Here is a 15,782-nt window from a genome sequence, read left to right as displayed (position 1 = left end):
GGCCAGCCATCGTCGAGCGATCAGGTCGCCCCGGTGGCGCAGCGCGTGGTGCTGTATGACGAGGACCCCGCCGATCCCAAGGGCAAGCAATATGTCGGCTCGGTGGTCTGGCGCACCGAGCAGATCAAGGCGTCGGGCAACCAGAAGGCGGATATCGCCGTGCGCGCCGACATCGAGATACCCGACCGCAAGTTCAAGATGACGATGTCGTTCCGACGCAACACCGACACCTCGCTGCCGGCGAGCCACACCGCGGAACTGACCTTCATCCTGCCGCCGGATTTCGCCGGCGGCGGCGTCAGCAACGTGCCGGGCATCCTGATGAAATCCAACGAGCAGGCGCGCGGCACGCCGCTCGCCGGCCTCGCCGTCAAGGTCACCGACGGCTTCTTCCTGGTCGGCCTGTCCAACGTCGATACCGATCGCGCGCGCAACCTGCAGCTCTTGAAGGAACGCTCGTGGTTCGACGTGCCGCTGGTCTATGTCAACCAGCGCCGCGCCATCATTGCCATCGAGAAGGGCGCTCCCGGCGAGCGCGCCTTCAACGACGCCTTCGCGGCCTGGGGCGAGTAAGGGGACGCAAAGCGCCTACGTCCGGCTTTCCGACAAGTCCCGTTCCGATGGAAAATTCCTTGCCGGTGCTGTGAATCTGCCTGCTCTCTCGCCATTATCAGTGCGGGATCAAAACGCGCGAGGTGCGGGATGAAGCGGTATGTGATCTTTGCAGCATTGGGGCCGTTGCTCGGCGGGTTTTTTCTGCTGCTGACGACCACCCTGATGTCCGGCTACTGGAGCCATCCGCCGAGCCTGGCGGAGGCGGAAAAGCTGCTCGCGGTGTTCGCAACCACGCTGCAATACAGTTATCTGTTTGGCTTCCTGCCGGCGCTGATGATCGGCGCGGTGGATGACATTCTGTTTCACGTCAAGAGAATCGGCCCCGTCATCCGCATGCTGATCGTTGGTCTGATCGCGTTTGCGGCCGCGGAGTTGCTCTATGGCTCGCGCGGGCCGGACAGCGGCATCGCCCAGTTCATGCTCTACGGCCTGGTCGGCTTTATCCCCGCGACGGTCTCGTCATGGCTGGCGCATGAGGCGATCGACGCGCCAGCGGCAGCGTGACGCAACTAGCGTTCGCCGAGGCAACTTGCGTTGGCCTTGCGCGTTACCCATGTGATGGCGATGTCGAACGAAGAAATCCTCAGGCCCGGCGATACCCGTTTCGGCGGCGACAGTTCGCCGCGGAAGGCGCATGGCCCGATCATCGATCAGGACGGGCGCGAAATCCGCCCCGAAACCCTGGGCGAGCAGTTCCAGCGCTTCCGGTTCGATTTCGGCCATTCCAGCGCCAACCCGTTCGGCGATTTGACCCGCGAGCAGCGGCTGGCGCGAATTGAAGCGCTGGCGAAGCTGCTCGACATCGCCTTCATCCTGCCGGGCACCAGCATCCGTTACGGCATCGACGGCATCATCCGGTTGATCCCGGTGATCGGCGATCTGTTTGCGACCGCGTTCTCGTTGTGGCTGGTGCGCGAGGCGCGCGCGCTTGGCGCGCCCTGGCATGTCACCGCGCGGATGCTCGGCAATGTCGCGGTCGATGGCGTGGTCGGAATGGTGCCGATCGCGGGCGACGCCTTCGACGTCCTGTTCCGCGCCAACATCCGCAATGTGCGGCTGTTGCGGCGCTGGATGGACAAGCAGCCGCGCTAGCGGATGATCCGGAAAAGTGCGGTGCGGTTTTCCGGCAAGATCGTGCGCAAAAAACAAGACGCATGGTATGAAACAGCAAGCCCTCGGATCTCATCCGAGGGCTTGATAGTCTCGTGCGTGAAGTTACGCCGCCTCGGTGTCGGCCTTGTCGCTGGCAGGCACCGGCTCCGGCGCGCGCGGCCGGCGCTGCAGCGGAAAATCCTGGCTCTCATACAGCGTGCGGATGCCGCTCTGATCGAAGCGGGCCTCTTCGACCTGCAGATAGGCGCCGTTCAGCGAATCCGCCGGCAATTCCTCGATCGCGAAGCGCACCGCTTCGGCCGCGGTGCCAAATCGCCGATAGGCGAAACCCGCGCGCTTTTTCTTGCGAATCGCGGCGGGAAACAATTCGGCAGCAGTGTTGAAGCTGAAGGAAGCCATGGTCAGGGACCTCTGATCTTATTAGTGAGAACGCGAGGGAAATCGCGGACAGGTCGCACGGGCGCAATCAAGCGGGCGCCGGTGCACGTCATTTCAGGACAGCCCCTAATATAGGCTCGTTTGCGAGAAATGCGACTCCTGCCGGGGCTGATGATGAATCCGCGTATTGCGGCCCCGGATCAGGAATAAGTCCTGTACTTACAATGACTTGCGTGGCTTACAGCTTGCCGAGCAGCAGCAGGATGATCAGCACCACCAAAATGACGCCGCCAATGCCCATGCCGGAATGGCCCATGCCGTAGCCATAACCGCCAAACCGGCCGCTGAACCCGCCGAGCAGGTAAATGATCACGAGAATGATAAGTATCAGTCCGATCGACATGGCGTTCTCCCCAACGGGCGGCCGGCGGACGGAAATCCGCCACCCCGCCCGTAGAGAACAGCATATCCCGGCCTTTGGTTCCATAGAAGGAACCGGCGGACCGGGTCATTCCGGGGTGATGCAAAGCATCGAACCCGGAATCCCGAGATTCCGGGTCTGGTGCTTCGCACCATCCCAGAATGACACTTTGGCCTATTTCGGCTGCAGCTTCAGCGCCGCCGAGTTGATGCAATAGCGCAATCCGGTCGGGCCGGGGCCGTCCTCGAACACGTGGCCGAGATGGCCGTGGCAGCTCGCGCACAGCACTTCGGTGCGGACCATGCCGTGGCTGATATCGCGCTCCTCGGCGACATGGCTCTCCACCGCGGGCTGGGTGAAACTTGGCCAGCCGCAGCCGGAATCGAACTTGGCGTCGGATTCGAACAGCGTTTGTCCGCAGCCGGCGCAGATGTAGGCGCCGGGGCGGTGCTCGCGCTCATATTCACCCGTGAACGGCCGCTCGGTCGCCTTCTCGCGCAGCACCGCATATTGCATCGGCGTCAGTTCGCGGCGCCACTCGGCCTCGCTCTTTTCGACCTTCGGCATTGTTTTGGTGTCGGGCATGGAAACTCCTGTCTCAATTTCCGCCGTCAGTTGGTGAGTTTTGCGCTCACCAGCGTCGGCTTCTCGATGTAATTGTCGGCAAAAACCCTCTTCAGATTTTCGACCTTCGGAATGTCATTATAGGCAATATAGGGCTGGGTCGGGTGCAGCGTCAGGTAGTCCTGATGATAGGCCTCCGCCGCATAAAACCCCTCCAGCGGTCCGACCTTGGTCACGATCGGCTTCTTGTAGACCTTGGCAGCGTTGAGCTGCGCGATATAGGCGTCCGCGACCTTCTTCTGCTCGTCACTGGTGGTGAAGATCGCCGAGCGGTATTGCGTGCCGGAGTCCGGTCCCTGGCGGTTCAACTGCGTCGGATCGTGCACCACCGAAAAGAAGATCTGCAGGATCTTGCCGTAGCTGATCTTGCTCGGATCGTACTTGATCTCGACGGATTCCGCATGGCCGGTGGTGCCGGTGGAGACCATGTTGTAGTCGGCGGTCGCCTTGCTGCCGCCGGCATAACCCGACACCGCGTTGACTATGCCTGCGGTGTGCTGGAACACGCCCTGCACGCCCCAGAAACAACCGCCCGCGAGCACGGCGGTCTGGGTGCCGCTGGCGGCCCGAACGTCGACGGCGGGCGCGGGGACGATGACCGCGTCTTCGGCGGCCAGCGCGGGCGCGGCCGTGAACGCGGTGAGCGCCAGCGCACCGACGGCGGCAGCGCAACGCGAAAGGCGGCTGAATCGGATACGGGACATGGGGTTTCCTCTTGGGGCTCAGCGGATGAAAGTCAGTCTAGAGCGGCAGTGGCGGTTCGCAATCGGCCCTCTGCCCGGTCCCCCAAGATACGCGGCGGAACGGGTATTGTTACCGCGCGATGCACACGAGTTCGTGAGTAGAATCGGTGCATTTGCGGGCTGTTGCAGCAAGAATGCGTGACTGTGGCTCGCCGCCGGGGCGGAAGGATTTCTATTTTGTCGCGGGGAAGTGACACCCGGCGTCATTGCGAGGAGCGTTAGCGACGAAGCAATCCACACTTTTTTGCCGTGTCATGGATTGCTTCGCGGAGCCTGTCATCGGGCGCGCATTCGCGCGACCCGCTGGCTCGCAATGACGTGCTACCTCACACCACCAGGCTCAGCCGCTTCGCCGCCCGCGTGATGCCGGTGTAGAGCCAGCGGGCGCGGCTGTCCTGAAAGGCGAAGCTCTCGTCGAACAGCACCACGTCGTCCCATTGCGAGCCCTGCGACTTGTGCACGGTGAGCACGTAGCCATAGTCGAACTCGTCATAGGGCTTGCGCTGTTCCCACGGGATGGTCTCGATGGCGCCGCCGAAGCAGTCGCCGCGCACCGAAACCTTCGTCACCTTGTGGCCGAAGTCCTCATCCGGCGACAGCCGCATGGTGACGATCTTCGATTTCGACTGTGCGCGCGACTTCACCCGCCACAATCCGCCGTTGAACAGACCCTTCTTGCGGTTGTTGCGCAGGCAGACCAGCTTGTCGCCGGCGACCGGCAACGGATCCTCGATGTTCTGCTTCTGCCGCACCCGCATGTTGTAGGCGCGGCGGGTGTTGTTGCGGCCGACCAGCACCTGGTCGGCGCGCATCACCCGGTCGGGATCGAGCTCGGCGCGCGCCACCACTTCGCTTTCGCCGTAGCGGCCGATTTCAAGCTCGCGGCCTTCGCGGATATCCATCGACATCCGCACGATCGGATCGTTCTTGGCCTGCCGATGCACTTCGGTCAGCATCGCGTCGGGCTCGCAATCGGTGAAGAAACCGCCGCCCTGGATCGGCGGCAGCTGCGCGGGATCGCCGAGCACCAATAGCGGGCAATCGAACGACATCAGGTCGCGGCCGAGTTCGGCATCCACCATCGAGCATTCGTCGATCACGATCAGCTTTGCTTTCGAGGCCGGCGCGTCGTCCCACAGCTCGAAGCTCGGCTGTTCGACGCCGGATTCGCGGGCGCGGTAGATCAGCGAGTGGATGGTGGAAGCGTTGTCGCAGCCCTTGTTGCGCATCACCAGCGCCGCCTTGCCGGTGAAGGCGGCGAATTTCACCTCGCCGTCGACGCCGTCGGCGATGTGGCGGGCCAGCGTGGTCTTGCCGGTGCCGGCATAGCCGAACAGCCGGAACACCGGGGGCGTGCCATTCTTGCCGGGCTTGGCCTTGAGCCAGTCGGCAACGGCCTTCAGCGCGGAATCCTGGTGCGGCGTAAAGGTGGTCATGAGGTCTCGGGTGGGGAGGGTCGTGCGCTGAACGACGACTCAACGAGCCCCAAAACTAACCATTCATACGCCTCGTGCAAGCCGGCTCGCGGAACCGGGCTGTTATTGCCAGCCCGGAATGCCGCGCATATCCGGCAGGTGGTGGGCGATCCCCTTGTGGCAATCGATGCAGGTCTTCTCGCCCGTGAACAGGAAGCGCTGATGGGCCACCGAGGCGCGCGGCGACTGCTTGGTGATGTCCATCGACTCGGCGCTGTGGCAGTTGCGGCACTCCAGCGAATCATTGGCCTTGAATCGCGCCCATTCGTGCAACGCCAGTTCGAGCCGGTGATCGACGAATTTCTCGCGGCTGTTGATGCTGCCGAACAGATGGCCCCAGACTTCCTTGGAAGCCTGCATCTTGCGCGCGATCTTGTCGGTCCAGTTGTGCGGAACGTGACAATCCGGGCAGCTGGCGCGGACGCCGGAGCGATTGGAGAAGTGAATGGTCGATTTCAGTTCCGCGAACACGTTGTCGCGCATCTCGTGACAGCCGGTGCAGAACTTCTCGCTGTTGGTCAGTTCCAGCGTAGTGTTGAACCCACCCCAGAAAATCACGCCGGCAACGAACCCCGCGAGCACCAGCACCCCAAGTCCGAACACCGAGCTCGGCCGCAGCAGCACGTCCCATAATTCGAGGACGAACCGCCATGCCCGTGCCAGCCGTGACGAGCGCGGCGCCGCCGGTTCCGCCGTGCTCATCGCCGTCCACCCGGGCTGGCGCGGCTCAGCATGGTGTCGATGTCGACGAAATCATTCGTGACCGGAGGGGTGATCAGATTTTGCGGAACGTGGCATTCGGTGCAGAAGAAGCGGCGCGGTGACACCGAGGCGAGGAACTGGCCGTCGCGGTCCATGAAATGGGTAATGCTGACCATCGGCGCCCCCGATTCAGCGATGCGTGCCCTTGCATGACAGGACAGGCATTTGTTGCCGTTGATGTCGATCTGATAGCCGTCGATCGAGTGCGGGATCACCGGCGGCTGTTCGGGATAGTTGCGGATTTCCCGTTCCGCGGTATTACGCATCGGCGTCATCGGCGCGGCGGGGCCCTCCTCGTTGAGCGGAGTAGCGCCGCGCAGCGCCGAACTGACCGTCTGGGCCGACGCGGGGAGGGAGGCCGCGATCGCAAGGATCGCAAGTAGCAGGATGACCGGTTTTCGAACCATCGCTCTCACACCTTCTCGATGCGCACGGCGCATTTCTTGTAATCGGTCTGCAGCGAAATCGGATCGGTGGCGTCCAGCGTCACCTTGTTGATGAGCTGCGCCTCGTCGAACCACGGCACGAACACCAGCCCGCGCGGGGTCTTGTTGCGGCCGCGGGTTTCGACCCTGGTGCGGATAAAGCCACGGCGCGACTGCACCCTGATCTCGTCGCCGCGCCGCAGCTTGAGTTCGGCCGCGTCATCGGGATGCATGAAGCACACGGCTTCCGGAAACGCCTTGTAGAGTTCGGGGACGCGCCGCGTCATGGTGCCGGAGTGCCAGTGCTCCAGCACGCGGCCGGTCGACAGCCAGAACGGGTATTCGGCGTCGGGCGATTCCGCGGGCGGCTCATAGGGAAGTGCGAAAATGCGCGCCTTGCCGTCGGGGAATCCGTAAAATTGAATTTCGGCGCCCTGCTTGACGTAGGGGTCCGCGCCCTCGCGGAAGCGCCATTTGGTTTCCTGGCCGTTCACGACAGGCCAGCGCAACCCGCGTTCGCGATGATAGGTTTCGAACGGCGCGAGGTCGTGGCCGTGGCCGCGCCCGAACGAGGCATATTCCTCGAACAGACCTTTATGCACGTAAAAGCCGAATGCCTTGGATTCGTCGTTGGCATAGCCGGCTTCGATGTCGGACAGCGGGAACTGGTCGACCTGCCCGTTCCTGTAGAGCACGTCGAACAACGTCTTGCCCCGGTATTCGGGTTTCTTCGACAGCAGTTCCTCGGGCCAGACTTCCTCGATCTTGAAGCGCCTGGAAAACTCCATCAGCTGCCACAGATCCGATCGCGACTCGCCGGGGGCGGGGACCAATTGATGCCAGAACTGGGTGCGCCGCTCGGCGTTGCCGTAGGCGCCTTCCTTCTCCACCCACATCGCGGTCGGCAGGATGAGGTCGGCGGCGAGTGCCGTCACCGAGGGATAGGCGTCGGAGACGACGATGAAATTCTCGGGGTTGCGATAGCCGAGATAGGTCTCTTCGTTGGAATTGGCGCCGGCCTGCAGGTTGTTGTTGACCTGCACCCAATAGGCGTTGAGCAGACCGTCCTTCAGCATCCGGTTCTGCAGCACCGCGTGGTAGCCGGGCTTGTCGGGAATGGTGCCTTCGGGAAGCTTCCAGATCTGTTCAGCCTTGTCGCGGTGCGCCTTGTTGGTCACCACCATGTCGGCGGGCAACCGATGCGTGAACGTGCCGACCTCGCGCGCGGTGCCGCAGGCGGAAGGCTGGCCGGTGAGCGAGAACGGACTGTTGCCGGGCGAGGAGATTTTGCCGGTCAACAGATGGATGTTGTAGACGAGATTGTTGCACCAGACGCCGCGGGTGTGCTGGTTGAATCCCATGGTCCAGAAGCTGGTCACCTTGATCTTCGGGTCCGCATAGAGTTCGGCCAGCGCCTCGACGCGGTTGAGTGGCACGCCGGACATCTCGGCTGCCTGCTCGAGCGTGTAGTCGGCCACGAACTTGGCATATTCGTCGAAACTCATGTCGGTCGCGTCGTTGGCCTTGGCGGCGCCGGTGGCCTTCTTTTGCAGGGGGTGCTCGGGACGAAGGCCGTAACCGATGTCGGTCTGGCCGCGCTTGAACACAGTGTGGGCCGCGACGAAATCCTTGTTGACCCGACCGGTCCGGATGATGTGGTTGGCAATCGCGTTGAGGAGGTAGAGGTCGGTCTGCGGCTTGAACACCATGCCGATATCGGCAAGATCGAACGAGCGGTGCTCGAAGGTCGAGAGCACCGCGACCCGCACATGCGGCGCGCTGAGGCGGCGATCGGCCACCCGGGTCCACAGGATCGGGTGCATCTCCGCCATGTTGGAGCCCCACAGCACGAAGGCGTCGGCGGCTTCGATGTCGTCGTAGCAGCCCATCGGCTCGTCGATGCCGAACGTGCGCATGAAGCCCGCGGCGGCCGAGGCCATGCAGTGGCGGGCATTCGGATCGATGTTGTTGGTGCGAAAGCCGGCCTTCATCAGCTTGAGCGCGGCGTAGCCCTCCCAGATGGTCCATTGGCCGGATCCGAACATGCCGACCCCGCTGGGTCCGCGCTTCTTCAGCGCGGCCTTGAATTTCTCGGCCATGACGTCGAAGGCTTCGTCCCAGCTGACCGGCGTGAACTCGCCGTTCTTGTCGTATTTGCCGCCCGTCTTGCGCAGCATCGGCCGGGTGAGGCGGTCGTGGCCGTACATGATTTTGGAAAGAAAATAGCCCTTCACGCAATTGAGGCCGCGATTGACCTCGGACTTGATGTCGCCATGGGTCGCCACCACGCGGTTTTCCTTGGTCGCCACCATGACGCTGCAGCCGGTGCCGCAGAACCGGCATGCCGCCTTGTCCCATTTCAACTCGCTGACTTCGCGCTCGGTGACGAGGTTGGCGGCGCCGGCCACCGCCGGCATGCCCCCGGCCAGCGCCGCCATCGCGGCAGCCTCCAGCTTGAGAACCTGGCGACGGTCGAGCTTGGATGCGGTCATTGGAATTCTCCCGACGGATTTCGTGTTGCTCTAACCGGCGTCTATGGCGTGAAAGACCAGGGAGGCGGAATAGACGTCGGCAAGCAGCGCGATGGTGTTGAGCGTCGTTCCCAGTGCGCCGGCATCCGCCGCATCGACCACGACGACCAGCTTGCCCTTGGGGTCGCGGCCGTAAATCTCGCATCCATGCAGCGCCAGGATGGCGCTTTCCACGGCGGCGAGACGCTCCGGCCGCGCCTGCACCAGAATGCTGGCGATTTCTCCACCCGGCGGTGCGACCACGCGGTCCACCCTGGGCAGGCGCCCCGTTATCAGGGCCCGGCGATCGATTGCGGTGCGAGGTTGGGTCATGGCGGTAGTCCTTGAAGGGGGGTGTTCAGCGCGCGGGAGGGCCGGGAGGACCGGCTGCGATCTGATAGACCCACACGGCGAGGCCGTAGCTGCCGACAGCCGCAATCGCCAAGGCCGGCATCAGCACCGCGGTCAGAAAGAGAAACGCAAAGATCTCCATGCGCCTGCGGCGCGGTCGTCCATGCGTGTCGTCGCCAGCGGCGGACATGCTGTGTCTCATTGTTTCGAATTTCGGAATTGGACGGCGTCAGGGCCGTTGCCTGCAATATCAATAAGCGCCGAATCGGCCGCGGCGTTGATCTGGATCAAAACACGGGGAGGATGGTCCGAGGCTGGACTTGGTCTTTGCCGCGAATACACTGCGGGAAAACAACAAGCTGGGTCGCGGGAGAGACGTCATGAAGTTTGGCATCTTCTATGAGCTGCAGCTGCCGCGCCCGTGGCAGGCCGGCGATGAGCTCAGGCTTTATCAGGACGCGCTGACGCAACTGGAGACCGCCGACCGGCTTGGCTATGACCACGCCTGGGTGGTGGAGCATCATTTCCTGGAGGAATATTCGCACTCGCCGTCGCCGGAATCCTTTCTCGCCGCCGCCAGCCAGCGCACCAGGAATATCCGGCTCGGCCATGGCATTTTCCAGCTCACCACCAATCATCCTGCGCGCGTCGCCGAGCGCGTCGCGGTGCTCGACCTCCTCAGCAATGGCCGGGTCGAATTCGGCATGGGCGAGAGCGCCTCGATCACCGAACTCGTGCCGTTCGGCCGCGACATGGAGACCAAGAAGGAAGTGTTCGAGGAGGCCGTCCGCGCCATTTTTCCGATGTTCAGGGAGGGCGGCAGCGAGCATCACGGCAAGTATTTCGATATTCCCCTGCGCAATGTGGTGCCGAAACCCGTCCAGAAGCCGCACCCGCCGCTGTGGATGGCATGCTCGCAGCTTCCGACCATCGAGCGCGCGGGCCAGAATGGATTTGGCGCGCTCGGCTTCCAGTTCGTCAGCGCGGATGCGGCGCATGCCTGGGTCCATGCCTACTACAACGCGATCACCAAACGACTGAAGAAGCTCGCGGACTACGAGATCAATCCGAACATGGCGCTGGTGTCGTTCTTCATGTGCGCCAAGACCGACGAGGAGGCGAGGGCACGCGCCGACGGCGCCACCTTTTTCCAGTTCGCGCTGCGCTTTTACGGCGCCTCGCAGAACCGCCAGCGTCCGGCGCCCGGTGCCGTCAATATGTGGGACGAATACAACAAATGGAAACGCGACAATCCGCAAGCGCAGGAGGCGGCGCTGCGCAGCGGCCTGATCGGCTCGCCCGAAACCATCGCCAGGAAGTTGCGGCGGTTCCGTACCTCCCACATCGACCAGGTCATCCTGCTCAACCAGGCCGGCAAGAACAGTCACGAGCACATCTGCGAGTCGCTTGAGCTGTTCGCGCGCGAGGTGATGCCGGAATTCCGCGAGGACCCCGAACACGAGGCCTGGAAGGCGGGCGTCATGAGCGGCGCGATCCAGCTCGAGGAGATCGACACCGAAGCATTCACGGATCGCTACGGCAAACTGGCGGCCGAGGTCGCGCCGGCGAGGTCTGCGGCCGCGGCGGCGGAATAGCGGCTTTCTCCTGGCGCGGGAGCCCACCGCCGTCAGTGGAAAGAATTAAGCTGCGATTGATCGAATCATTGGAACAAACGCTGCGTCCGCCGCCGATGCGGCAGGCCGGATATCGCTATTTTTGCCGGATCCCCCGATATCCGTCGCGGGCGCCGTGCTCCTGAGCTAGAATCATCCTTGAAATGGTTTGAATCGGGCGCGGAACCCTCTGTTCGGGGCGCGGCCCTAAGGAAGTGCGACCCTAAGGAAGTGCAATGTCGGATATCGCGGTCAAGGTCTCGGAACCCATCACGTTGCGCGCGCGGCTGAACGAGGACTGGCTCGCCGTCGTCATTGGTCTGTTGGTGTTCGGATCGGCGCTGGTCAGCATCGGCGGCACCGACCTTTTGGGCTGGGCGGTCACCACCTCGGTTTATACCGACATTGCGCAGGCCCTGAATCCCTTTGCCAAGGCCTATGCGTGGCTCGGGGGCGGCGGCGCGCTGCTCGCGACCTACGCCGCCTTGCTTGTTGTGCTGAGCGCCGGGGTGGCCACCCTCGGCGCGGATGTCAGGAAATTTGCGCTGGCATTCACGGTGGTGTTCGCGATCGCCTATGCGAGCTGGATTTTCGGCAGCTACGCCTATGTCGCCGCGGTGACGCCGGCCGAGCAGCAGAAATTCGGGCTCTCCTGGTCGCTGAAGCTGACCAATGAGGGCGGCTTCATCGTGGCGCTGCTTGCGGGACTGGTGATCGCCAATTTCTTTCCCCGCTTCGCCGAATGGCTGAAGGAGGCGATCCGGCCCGAGCTCTACATCAAGATCGCGATCGTGATTCTCGGCGCCACCGTCGCGGTCACCGCGGCGGGCCGGTTGAACCTTGCATCCTCGCTGTTGTTGCGGGGTGCGGCCGCGATCGTCGAGGCCTATCTGATCTACTGGGCCGTGATCTATTACATCGCGCGCAAATGGTTCGGCTTCAGCCGGGAATGGTCGGTCCCCCTTGCATCCGGCATCTCGATTTGCGGCGTGGCGGCGGCGATCGCCACCGGCGGCGCCATCAGAGCAAGGCCGGCGGTGCCGATCCTGGTGTCATCGCTGGTGGTCGTGTTCGCGGTCGTCGAGGTTCTGATTCTGCCGTTTCTGGCGCAAACCTTCCTGTGGCAGGAACCGCTGGTGGCGGGCGCCTGGATCGGTTTGGCGATCAAGACCGACGGCGCGGCGGTCGCCGGCGGCGGCATCACCGAGTCGCTGATCATGGCGAAGAACGCGGCGGAAGGCATCAACTATCAGCCGGGCTGGATTCTCGCGACCACGGCGACGGTCAAGATCTTCATCGATATCTTCATCGGCATCTGGGCGTTCATTCTCGGCTACATCTGGACCAACCACATCGACAAGGGGCCGGACAAGGCAAAGCCGTCGGAAATCTGGCAGCGATTCCCGAAATTCATTCTCGGTTTCATCCTCGTCTTTGTGGTGTCGCTGTGGCTCGCGGTCGGTTCGACGCCGCAGATCGCCAAAGCGCTTCCGGCCGCAGCCGGCGAGGCGAATGTGTTCCGGGTAATCTTCTTCGTCCTGACGTTCTTTTCGATCGGCGTGATGTCGGATTTCCGGAAACTGTGGCAGCAGGGTTTTGGCAAGCTCGCGGCGGTCTATTTCGTCAGCCTGTTCGGCTTTGTGATCTGGGTCGGGCTCTTGATTTCATGGCTGTTCTTCAGCGGCTTCAAGCCGCCGCTCGTCAGCTAATAAGGAAAACCGCATGTCGCAATCCGATCTCGAGAAGGAAATCAATGCCGCCGAAGTCGAGCCGCTGCTGCCGATCGAGAAGAAGCTGATCGGCTGGAGTCTCGGGCTAGGTATCGGGTTGCTGGCGGTGCTGATCGCCGTCAATCATTTCGTCCCGATCAAATTTTAGCGGCAAACCCGGATCTGCCGGGGAGAGCCGGCGGGGGCGCCGCGCGAGCGCGGTTGCTTTGTCGGCCTCTGTCTGGCTATTTGCCGGCTTGATCTTCCCATCCACGTCGAATTAGCCTTTTATGAACGCTCGATTTCCCCTCCAGTCCGGAGCGCCCGTGCCGCGGCCGAGCGAGGCGCAAACTCGCCCCATCATTGCGTTCGCCAATGTCAGCAAGGTTTATCCTTCGCGAAATGAATCGGCGCGGGTGGTGGCGCTCGATGACATTTGTCTGGAGGTGCCTGAGGGCGCCATTGTCGGGGTGATCGGCAAGAGCGGCGCCGGCAAATCGACGCTGATCCGCCTGATCAACGGTCTGGAGCATCCAAGCAGCGGTCACGTGCTGGTCAACGGAACCGATGTGACCGGGCTTGACGAACGGGGCTTGCGTCAGGCCCGCCGTTCCATCGGCATGATCTTCCAGCATTTCAATTTGCTGTCGTCCCGAACGGCGTTCGAGAACATCGCGCTGCCGCTGGAGATTGCCGGTGTCGCCAAAAGCGAGATAGCGGGCGTGGTCGAACCGCTGCTGGCGATGGTTGGACTGTCCGACAAGCGCGACCGGTACCCGGCGGAATTGTCCGGCGGGCAGAAGCAGCGCGTCGGGATCGCCCGCGCGCTCGCCACCAGACCGAAGGTCCTGCTGTCGGACGAGGCCACCTCCGCGCTCGATCCGGAAACCACCGACCAGATCCTGTCGCTGTTGAAGACGATCAATGCCGAGCTGAAGCTGACCATCGTATTCATCACCCACGAGATGTCGGTCGTCAAAAAGCTCGCCGACCGGGTCGCCGTGCTCGAAAGCGGACGCATCGTCGAGCAGGGAACGACCTATGAAATATTCGCTCACCCCTGCCACGAGACGACGCGGCGATTTGTCGGCTCCATCACCGGCGGCAATGTGCCGGAATGGCTGGCTGCGAAGCTGAGACCTGAGCGCCGCGACGGCGACAGCGCGGTATTGCACGTCGCGTTTGTCGGCGGAGACGCCAACCAGCCGGTGCTGTCGCGCCTGGCGCGAACCCTTGGCGTCGATGTCAACATCCTGCATGGCCAGGTGGAGACGATAGCGGATCATCCCTTCGGGTCGCTGTTCATCTCGGTGTCGGCCGAACCGGAGATGTTGCGCGGGATCATCGGAGAATTGCGGGCGGGCCAGAACAGCGTGGAGCACCTCGGCTATGTCTCCTGAGATATTCCAGCTCGTTGTCTGGTCGACCGTCGATACCCTGGTGATGGTGGGACTATCCGGCCTGTTCGGCACGCTGTTGGGACTCCCGCTCGGTATCTTCCTGGCGACGAGTCGGGCCAATGAGCTGTTTCCGGCGCCGGCGGCCAATCGCATTCTCGGCCTGATCGTCAATGCGACGCGCTCTACGCCCTTTATCATTCTCGTCGTCGCCATTGTTCCGCTGACCCGGTTGATCGCGGGTACGTCGATCGGCACCCGCGCGGCGGTGGTGCCTTTGACCATTGCCGCCATTCCCTTTATCGCCCGCGTCATCGAGGCCGCCATCCGCGAGGTCGATCAGGGACTGGTGGAGGCCGCCCGCGCGTTCGGCGCCAGTCCCCTGCAGATCGTGCAGAAGGTGCTGTTGCCGGAAGCGATGCCGGCGGTCACGCTGGCATTGACGCTGACCGTCGTCAGCCTGCTCGGCTATTCGGCCATGGTGGGCGCAGTCGGCGGCGGTGGGTTGGGCGATCTCGGCATTCGCTACGGTTACCAGCGCTTCATGCCGGAAGTCATGGCGACCGTGGTGCTGGTGCTGATTGCGCTGGTGCAGGGCGTGCAAACCCTGGGCGAAGCGATCGCGCGACGGCTCGACAAGCGCACCCGGAATTGATGAATCAGACCCACTCACAGGAAACGGAAATATCATGTCGCTGCGCCATCTCGTGATCTCAGCCGCTGTCATGGCGGTCGTTGCTGGCGCGGCCCGCGCCGAAACCATCAAGGTCGGCGTCACCCCCGGCCCCCACGCCCAGATCCTCGAAGCCGTCAAGCCAATCGCCGCCAAGAACGGTCTCGATATCCAGATCATCGAATTCACCGACTACGTGGTCCCCAATGCCGCGCTGGACGCCGGCGACCTGCAGGCCAATTCGTTCCAGAACCAGCCCTATCTCGACAACCAGAAGGCGGACCGCGGATACAAAATCGACACCGTCGGCTTCACCGTGAATTTTCCGATGGGGGTCTACTCGAAGAAATACAAGAGCTGGGATGCGGTGCCGCAAGGCGCCACGCTGTCGATACCCAACGATCCGACCAATGGCGGTCGCGTGCTGCTGCTGCTGCAAGACAAGGGCGTGTTGAAGCTCAAGCCGGGCGTCGGGTTCAAGCCGACGGTTGCCGATATCGTCGACAATCCCAGGAAGTTCAAGATCGTCGAAGTGGACGCGGCGCAGACCGCGCGCACGCTAGACGACGTCGATGCCGCCGGCATCAACACCAATTATGCCACGCAGGCGGGTCTCGATCCGGTCAAGGATGCGATCCTTCGCGAAGATCCCAAGGGACCTTACGTCAATATCCTCGTGGTGCGCAGCGCCGACAAGGACAAGCCCTGGGTCAAGCTTCTGGTCCAGAGCTACCAGACGCCGGAGATCCGCGACTTCGTGCTTGCGAAGTTCAAGGGCGCCGTGCTGCCGGCCTGGTGAGTGTTCGCCTGTTTGCCGCCAGGCGCCTATAGCGTTTTCGAGCGAAGTGGATACCGGTTCGCGTGAAGAAAACGCGTAAAAAAAAGACTAGAGCGTCGGTTCTGATTCAATCGGAATCGATCTTGCTCTAGCCGATCAACGCGGCGAGCAGTTCGTCGGGCCGCTCGAACATCA

The 15,782-nt window shown here is 62.8% G+C and carries 18 protein-coding genes and 1 pseudogene; 9 read left to right on the top strand and 10 right to left on the bottom strand.

Annotated features, from left to right (window positions below):
• From E8A46_RS04955 to E8A46_RS04945, 3 genes and pseudogenes are all read left to right on the top strand, one after another.
• Positions 1–573 (top strand): annotated as a pseudogene (locus E8A46_RS04955) (hypothetical protein); the annotation flags it as partial.
• A 129-nt stretch (positions 574–702) separates the two neighbouring features.
• Positions 703–1,119: a DUF5413 family protein gene (locus tag E8A46_RS04950; RefSeq protein ID WP_291558241.1), complete on the top strand. Its 417-nt coding sequence runs from the start codon at positions 703–705 to the stop codon at positions 1,117–1,119.
• Between the two features lie 60 nt (positions 1,120–1,179).
• Complete coding sequence (locus E8A46_RS04945; RefSeq protein WP_291558243.1) at positions 1,180–1,707, top strand: DUF4112 domain-containing protein; 528 nt, start codon at positions 1,180–1,182, stop codon at positions 1,705–1,707.
• A gap of 123 nt (positions 1,708–1,830) precedes the next feature.
• Here E8A46_RS04945 and E8A46_RS04940 read toward each other — a convergent pair whose 3' ends face one another.
• The 10 genes from E8A46_RS04940 to napE all read right to left on the bottom strand — a co-directional run bounded on the left by E8A46_RS04940 (position 1,831) and on the right by napE (position 9,607).
• Positions 1,831–2,127 carry a hypothetical protein gene (locus E8A46_RS04940; RefSeq protein ID WP_291558239.1) on the bottom strand — a complete coding sequence of 99 codons (297 nt, stop codon included), beginning with the start codon at positions 2,125–2,127 and terminating at the stop codon, positions 1,831–1,833.
• A 217-nt stretch (positions 2,128–2,344) separates the two neighbouring features.
• On the bottom strand, positions 2,345–2,509 hold the full coding sequence (locus tag E8A46_RS04935; RefSeq protein WP_291558237.1) for a DUF3309 family protein: 165 nt from the start codon (positions 2,507–2,509) through the stop codon (positions 2,345–2,347).
• A 192-nt stretch (positions 2,510–2,701) separates the two neighbouring features.
• On the bottom strand, positions 2,702–3,112 hold the full coding sequence (gene msrB / locus E8A46_RS04930) for a peptide-methionine (R)-S-oxide reductase MsrB (protein WP_291558235.1): 411 nt from the start codon (positions 3,110–3,112) through the stop codon (positions 2,702–2,704).
• A gap of 26 nt (positions 3,113–3,138) precedes the next feature.
• Entirely contained in the window at positions 3,139–3,855 is a 717-nt protein-coding gene (gene msrA / locus E8A46_RS04925) for a peptide-methionine (S)-S-oxide reductase MsrA (RefSeq protein ID WP_291558233.1), read from the bottom strand.
• Positions 3,856–4,220: 365 nt separating this feature from the next.
• Positions 4,221–5,330: an ATP-dependent RecD-like DNA helicase gene (locus E8A46_RS04920; RefSeq protein ID WP_291558232.1), complete on the bottom strand. Its 1,110-nt coding sequence runs from the start codon at positions 5,328–5,330 to the stop codon at positions 4,221–4,223.
• A 102-nt stretch (positions 5,331–5,432) separates the two neighbouring features.
• Positions 5,433–6,071, bottom strand: coding sequence for a NapC/NirT family cytochrome c (locus E8A46_RS04915; protein ID WP_291558230.1), 639 nt, complete (start codon positions 6,069–6,071; stop codon positions 5,433–5,435).
• Positions 6,068–6,538 carry a nitrate reductase cytochrome c-type subunit gene (locus E8A46_RS04910; protein ID WP_291558228.1) on the bottom strand — a complete coding sequence of 157 codons (471 nt, stop codon included), beginning with the start codon at positions 6,536–6,538 and terminating at the stop codon, positions 6,068–6,070. The genes E8A46_RS04915 and E8A46_RS04910 overlap by 4 nt, the downstream gene beginning before the upstream one ends.
• Before the next feature lie 5 nt (positions 6,539–6,543).
• A complete protein-coding gene (gene napA / locus E8A46_RS04905) occupies positions 6,544–9,048 on the bottom strand; it encodes a nitrate reductase catalytic subunit NapA (RefSeq protein WP_291558226.1) in 2,505 nt (834 codons plus the stop codon).
• Between the two features lie 30 nt (positions 9,049–9,078).
• A complete protein-coding gene (locus E8A46_RS04900) occupies positions 9,079–9,399 on the bottom strand; it encodes a chaperone NapD (protein WP_291558225.1) in 321 nt (106 codons plus the stop codon).
• A gap of 25 nt (positions 9,400–9,424) precedes the next feature.
• Positions 9,425–9,607, bottom strand: coding sequence for a periplasmic nitrate reductase, NapE protein (gene napE / locus E8A46_RS04895; protein ID WP_291558223.1), 183 nt, complete (start codon positions 9,605–9,607; stop codon positions 9,425–9,427).
• Between the two features lie 190 nt (positions 9,608–9,797).
• Here napE and E8A46_RS04890 point away from each other — a divergent pair, with 190 nt between their 5' ends.
• The 6 genes from E8A46_RS04890 (at position 9,798) to E8A46_RS04865 (ending at position 15,608) form a co-directional block, all read left to right on the top strand.
• Positions 9,798–11,012 (top strand): LLM class flavin-dependent oxidoreductase, encoded by a 1,215-nt coding sequence (locus E8A46_RS04890; RefSeq protein WP_291558220.1) that lies wholly within the window; start codon positions 9,798–9,800, stop codon positions 11,010–11,012.
• Between the two features lie 254 nt (positions 11,013–11,266).
• Positions 11,267–12,739, top strand: a complete 1,473-nt coding sequence (locus E8A46_RS04885; RefSeq protein ID WP_291558218.1) for a putative sulfate exporter family transporter — start codon at positions 11,267–11,269, stop codon at positions 12,737–12,739.
• 13 nt (positions 12,740–12,752) lie between these two features.
• Positions 12,753–12,908, top strand: coding sequence for a hypothetical protein (locus tag E8A46_RS04880; RefSeq protein ID WP_291558216.1), 156 nt, complete (start codon positions 12,753–12,755; stop codon positions 12,906–12,908).
• Between the two features lie 157 nt (positions 12,909–13,065).
• Positions 13,066–14,139 (top strand): methionine ABC transporter ATP-binding protein, encoded by a 1,074-nt coding sequence (locus E8A46_RS04875; protein WP_291558213.1) that lies wholly within the window; start codon positions 13,066–13,068, stop codon positions 14,137–14,139.
• The gene (locus E8A46_RS04870) at positions 14,129–14,791 is read left to right on the top strand and encodes a methionine ABC transporter permease (protein ID WP_291558212.1); all 663 of its coding nucleotides are present in this window, start codon (positions 14,129–14,131) and stop codon (positions 14,789–14,791) included. Before E8A46_RS04875 ends, E8A46_RS04870 begins: the two co-directional genes overlap by 11 nt.
• Before the next feature lie 34 nt (positions 14,792–14,825).
• The gene (locus tag E8A46_RS04865; RefSeq protein WP_291558210.1) at positions 14,826–15,608 is read left to right on the top strand and encodes a MetQ/NlpA family ABC transporter substrate-binding protein; all 783 of its coding nucleotides are present in this window, start codon (positions 14,826–14,828) and stop codon (positions 15,606–15,608) included.
• The last annotated feature ends 174 nt before the right edge of the window (positions 15,609–15,782 follow it).

Origin of the sequence: Bradyrhizobium sp. (assembly GCF_004799445.1) — a bacterium.
Lineage (GTDB): Bacteria > Pseudomonadota > Alphaproteobacteria > Rhizobiales > Xanthobacteraceae > Bradyrhizobium.
The sequence above is the reverse complement of the archived record's forward strand: the minus strand, read 5'-3'. Positions and strand labels throughout refer to the sequence as shown.